Annotated in this window: 6 protein-coding genes and 1 tRNA gene; all 7 read right to left on the bottom strand. The window is 46.0% G+C overall.

The features are described 5' to 3' along the window. Nucleotides 1–202: 202 nt before the first annotated feature. On the bottom strand, nt 203–508 hold the full coding sequence (locus KOO63_12875) for a hypothetical protein (GenBank protein MBU8922705.1): 306 nt from the start codon (nt 506–508) through the stop codon (nt 203–205). Between the two features lie 11 nt (nt 509–519). Further along, nucleotides 520–711, bottom strand: a complete 192-nt coding sequence (locus KOO63_12880; protein MBU8922706.1) for a hypothetical protein — start codon at nt 709–711, stop codon at nt 520–522. 30 nt (nt 712–741) lie between these two features. Next, nucleotides 742–2,298 carry a M28 family peptidase gene (locus KOO63_12885; GenBank protein ID MBU8922707.1) on the bottom strand — a complete coding sequence of 519 codons (1,557 nt, stop codon included), beginning with the start codon at nt 2,296–2,298 and terminating at the stop codon, nt 742–744. 195 nt (nt 2,299–2,493) lie between these two features. Next, nucleotides 2,494–2,567, bottom strand: a tRNA-Arg gene (locus KOO63_12890). After that, nucleotides 2,545–4,245 carry a DNA repair protein RecN gene (recN, locus tag KOO63_12895; GenBank protein MBU8922708.1) on the bottom strand — a complete coding sequence of 567 codons (1,701 nt, stop codon included), beginning with the start codon at nt 4,243–4,245 and terminating at the stop codon, nt 2,545–2,547. Before recN ends, KOO63_12890 begins: the two co-directional genes overlap by 23 nt. Before the next feature lie 12 nt (nt 4,246–4,257). Then, a complete protein-coding gene (locus KOO63_12900) occupies nt 4,258–5,118 on the bottom strand; it encodes an NAD(+)/NADH kinase (protein MBU8922709.1) in 861 nt (286 codons plus the stop codon). 1 nt (nt 5,119) lies between these two features. After that, a partial coding sequence (locus tag KOO63_12905) for a hypothetical protein (protein MBU8922710.1) occupies nt 5,120–5,530 on the bottom strand: 411 nt, incomplete at its 5' end.

The following is a 5,530-nucleotide window of genomic DNA, read 5'->3' on the forward strand; positions in this document are numbered from 1 at the left end:
GACTGATCAGGCTGGTTATTTCCGAGAACGTCTTGAGAAGAACGTCTTTTTCGTCCATTATTTTCTTCATAGAATTACCTTACTCCATAATTATCAATCGGAAAGGCTGCAAGAGACATGCCACGAAGCACCCCATCACGAACATGTGAGGAAATATGAAAGCCCCTGTCTTTGTAATTGAATGAAAAATCAGCACAAACACTTAATGCATATTATCAGATATGTCTTTTATTTCCCTGATATTTATAACGATATAGTATATTAAAACTCCAATACCGATCAGTACTACAGCTGGAATTGAGTACCTCAAAATACCAGGATTGTGTGATAGTTTGTAATAGAAAAGTCTCGATGACGAAACAAACAATATAACAAGGAATACAAGAAGTATGAATTTTACCACAAGAACCGAAACAGCCGAATAGTAATACTCCCTTTTTCTCCTCCTTGTTTCTCGAATTGAGGATTTAAATCCGCGTCTGTCTGGTCGTCTCGTCTTGAAGATCATATCATTTTCTTTCAGAGTTCCTCGTAATCCGCATCCTCGACCTTCTGGTCTGTTATCTCATTGTAATCCGGACTATTCCTTTTTTGATCGCCGAAGCCTGGGTTTTTCCTGTCTTCTTTTTTCTTTCCGAACAGTAGTCCTCCCAGAAATCTGAGCAGATAATACGCCATTGCGAAAATCAATAGAAATCTTAATAAAAACATTGTGAATCTCTTCTGATGATTAATCTCCGATTAATTTACTATGGCAAAACGCCCTCGATAATCCGAACGAATACCATTTCTGGGAAACACTAAAACCCGATAGACATAGATTCCTGAAGCAAGATTTCCGATATCTGGGAATAGTTCGCCGCAACTATGACAGCTGTACCCAGGATCCAGCGCTACTCCGTAAGAGTCTCCTATTACACCGGCAGACACAAGGGTTCCCTCCAGGGTGTAAATCTTGATCTTAAGGTCCGCCTCGGATGCCAGATCTATACAGAACATAGCTTCGCTGAATTCGCGGTCAACAGGATTGGGCATAAAATAATGATTGAGCAGGCCACCATGCTCACCTTCTATCGTGAACACCGATACAGCCGAATCATTCTCAGGATCATCTCCCACAGGCGTACTTGAGATTCTTGCTCTAAGAATATTCCCCCCTGGTTTAACGATGCTTTCATCAAGAAAAAGAGAGACCTCAGTCGTCCTGAGGACTCCTGGGATATCGACGTAATCAGAGTAAAGGGTTTTCGTACCCTCGGTAGATTCATGATTGATTGTCAGAAACACTTCTTCTCCCGGGGAATCTGCCCCTCCCTTGTTCCTTACCTTTATCACCGCATCTATCGATTCTCCTTCTTGAAATCGTTTAAAAGCTTTTTCAATCCCATCAACATAATATACGATGTCGGTATCAAACATAGCCAATTCCGGAGGACTGTCAGCCAGATCGGCTAAAAATCCTGTCACAATATTCGTAATACCGACTACCTGTCCAATATCTACATGACCAAGTGTATCCCTGACAGTGTGATAGTGTGGATATATAATAGTACCGGTCTCTCCTAGAGGCTCCGAGAGTGTGATCGCGCTGATCTGCACGCCGGTAGCCGCCCAGAAAGAAGCATGATCCCAGTTCCATGGTCCAGGCTTTATTAATCTGGCTGGAAGTTCAGGGACGATCTCTTCAGCGGCTTCCAGGGCCAGCGATGCCATCCATCCCGAATATTCATCCGACATGACCGTGACACCTCTTCCATCCCCGGAATAACCGAGCATATCAAGATTGATCACTCCCAGGATCCTGGTCGCGCAGTCATCATCACATTTCTCTTCTACATAATCGTAACTGCCAAGTTTATCCAGTTCCTCTCCCGAGAAGAGAATCACGCGAAGGTCAAATGGAAGTTCGAGCTTTGAAAGGATACCAGCTGCTTCGATCACCGCGGCTACACCAGATGCGTTGTCGTTCGCTCCGGGTGCCGGTGCTTCATCCCACTCTTCCCGCCATCCATCCGACCTGCTGCCGATTGCGTCATAGTGTGCCGTAAGCAGAAAAACATCTGAACTGTAAGGGGATGTATCGATATTTACGATTATGTTGTATCCAGATACAGTTATAGCACCGGATGAATATGAAGAATTCTCAATAGTAAAAGGATCGATTTCTGCTATTGCGCCTGTATACTTCTCAAGCCAGACCGTAAGCGTATCCACTATCTCAAGACAATCAGTTTCTCGAAGGCAGAATCTCGAACGCGAAACACCTGATGACAGTTCAGTCGAAAGATTTCGTATCATATACTCTAAATTATCTTCAGAAGCCTGAGCGGTTGAATGAGTATTCTCTGCGGCAACACCTGATAGAACAGTGAAAATAATGGCAAATAGCGCAAGTATCAAGGTACTAAGAGATCTCGTTATCCATGTAACAATATTCATCAATGGTCACTGTCCCCTACGGCCCGGCTTCAGGGCCGAGCCGTAGTGATTAAACACGCCCGAGAGGATTCGAACCTCCGACACCCAGCTCCGGAGGCTGGTGCTCTATCCAGCTGAGCTACGGGCGCTCTTACCATAATTCAAAAGTTCCGACGCAAGTTTCTCGCTTAATCCAGCACTTCCACCCAACATCCTCGATAATTCGATCTTTCTCTCGTTACGGCTCAGCACTCTGGCTGACGAAGACGTCCTTCCGTTTCTTACTTCCTTACTTATAAGCACATGCTGTTCTCCGGCGGCAGCAACCTGTGGAAGATGGGTAATACATATTATCTGAAAATTCGTTGAAAGCTCCTTCATCTTCTCAGCTATCACCTTGCCAAGATCCGCACCCAGGCCCGAATCGACCTCATCGAAAACAAGAGTCGGAATACTCTTTTCCCGAACAAGAAGGTTCTTCAGCACAAGCGTCACCCTGGAAAGTTCACCTCCAGAAGCAACATCCGCGAGGGGATGGATATCCTCCCCAACATTTGTCCGTATAATAAATTCCACATCATCCCATCCTCCAGTCGATAAATCTAGCTCATCAAAGTCATTCAGGAAAGCTTTTATTTCCCGTCTGTCAACGCGCGTCCGGAAGACCGCCCCCTCCATTCCAAGTTCATTAAGCTCAGCACTGACCGTGTCATCAAGTTTTGATGCAAATTCTTTTCTTGATCGACTAAGTGCTTCAAGTGCAGGAATGAGCAACACCTTAATTTCATCCAGTTCCCCTCTGACAGAAAGAGTGTCGGATGATCCTTCCTTCAGGGAAGCAAGGATTCTCTCCAATTCATCTCTTTTCTGGATCAACCCGTTGTTATCCAGTCCATATTTTCTCTCGACCCTCTGGATCGAGGCGAGATGCTGCTGAAGTTCATGTGGATCGCCTGGCAATTCTTCATCCGCGCTTTCTTTCTCAAGATCTCTTGAGATCTCCTGTAGTGAGATACGAATATCGGCCAACTTTGATGATATTTCCTGAAAACCAGGATCTAATCTTCCAAGATAATCCATCTCCTTCTCAACAGAAAAGAGACGGTCGATCACAGAACCATCCTCTTCCGCCAAGCTCTGAATGCTCTTTTCAAGACTCGTGTTGAATCTTTGTATATTCTCGATCTTTTTTATCCTCGATTCGAGCTTCTGATCGATTCCTTCTTCAAGTTGCAGAGCTTTAAGTTCCGTGAGTTGAAAACGAAAATAATCTTCCTGTTCCCTGTTTTTGACTGCTTCCTCATTTAATTCACGTAATCTCAACCAGGACTTCCTGAACTTGATAGAAAGCAGTTCGACATTTTCAATCAAATCATAATAATCACCAGCCAGATCCAGATATCGAAGATGATTTGAAGGATTCAGGAGTTCCTGCCGCCGACGCTGTCCATGAAGTTCCAATAGTGATGATGTCAATAGACGCGCGAGGTTATTGGTCGCGGTTCTTCCATTTATCCATATCCTGCTTTTCCCGGAGTTGCTGATCTCCCTTCGGATCGACAACGTCGCTTCATCCTCCGACATCCCGGTCTCACCCCTGAGTGACCAACCCGGGAGTACGGAGAACAGCCCTTCCACCACGAGGGTCTCGGCCCCCTTCCTCAGAAGGGCCCTGTTGCCCCGGCTACCCGATAGCAGATCAACGGCTGTAAGTATTATTGACTTCCCGGCGCCGGTCGCGCCGGTCATGACATTCAGCCCGTCAGAAAATGTAATGGTGACGTCTTCGACGACTGCAAGATCCCTTATTCTCAATTCCTGAAGCATATTTCCCCTTCGTCAGTGCTTCCTGAGCACACCACCCCACCTCAGCTTCCTTCTTACAAGATCATAAAAATCGTAATCTTTGCATGTAACAAGTCTTGTTACTTTATCACTTTTTCTTATGACAACTTTTTCGCCTACCTGTATCCTGGATGCCTGTTGCCCATCGACAGTCACCATCGTCTCCTGGCCTTCCTCTACGACCTCGATCGTAAGGACCTCACCACTGCTTATTACTATCGGCCTTACTGAAAGTGAGTGGGGGCAAAGTGGAGTCACAATGATGGCCTCCATAGTCACAGGATTTATGATCGGGCCTCCAGCAGCCAGAGAATATGCAGTCGATCCTGTAGGAGTAGATATTATCACACCGTCTGAAAGATACTCTCCGAGCATCACATTCCCCACAAGAGTGTTCATATGAAGAACCCTCGACACTCCCATCCCGTGGACCACAACATCGTTCAAAGCAGTATAGGTGCTGGTTTCAGAATTGGCAGGGATATGAGAGATCTCCAGGCGCATCCTCTCCTGGATCATCACTTCTCCGGTCATCAATTCAGACATGGCTTTTTCCGCGTCATCCTCAGTCAGGAACCCCAGACTTCTCATCCTTATTCCAAGAAGTGGTGTCTCTTCGTTTTCGACCAGCCTTGATGCTCTGAGGAGGGTGCCATCGCCCCCCAGCGTGATAACGACATCACACTCCGAAAACCCTTCGACGACATTTATCCTTTCAGGATAATCGATATTGGACACTTCCTTCATGCCTACGACATCTATCCCATCAGGAATTGCTTTAACGACTGCCTTGAGGACTTCCTCAATATCTTTCTTGAAAATATTTACCGCCAGACCGATCCTTTTGATATTCAATTTAACTCCTGCCTTCCAGTTCCCTGTCAGGTTGCAAGACCTGCAGTACTTTCATGGCTATTTCTTCAGGCACCAGCCCTTCCTCCTCAAGAAGTTCCTCTCTTGTACCATGAGGAATAAACCTGTCCGACAGCCCAAGCCTGATCAGGCGCCTTGTTCCAGGCAATCCGCTGAGAGCTTGAGACACCTGGTCTCCGAGACCTCCACTGATCGTATTTTCCTCCATCGTGAAAAGGATCCTGTTATTGTCGGTGATCTCTCTGATCATATCCAGATCAAGAGGTTTTATGAACCTTGCGTCAGCAACTATAGCTTCAACGCCTGATCGCGACAGGATTGTCGCTGTCTCCATTGCCATGGACAACATCGACCCTGCGGACAGGATTGATACGTCCTTACCTTCACGCACGAT

The sequence above is a fragment of the Candidatus Latescibacterota bacterium genome, from assembly GCA_019038625.1.
Lineage (GTDB): Bacteria > Krumholzibacteriota > Krumholzibacteriia > Krumholzibacteriales > Krumholzibacteriaceae > JAGLYV01.

What these genes read in the sequence shown, in the direction of transcription:
- KOO63_12875 (MBU8922705.1), bottom strand. Translation starts at nt 508, where the DNA reads ATGATCTTCAAGACGAGACGACCAGACAGACGCGGATTTAAATCCTCA.
- KOO63_12880 (MBU8922706.1), bottom strand. Translation starts at nt 711, where the DNA reads ATGTTTTTATTAAGATTTCTATTGATTTTCGCAATGGCGTATTATCTG.
- KOO63_12885 (MBU8922707.1), bottom strand. Translation starts at nt 2,298, where the DNA reads ATGATACGAAATCTTTCGACTGAACTGTCATCAGGTGTTTCGCGTTCG.
- recN (MBU8922708.1), bottom strand. Translation starts at nt 4,245, where the DNA reads ATGCTTCAGGAATTGAGAATAAGGGATCTTGCAGTCGTCGAAGACGTC.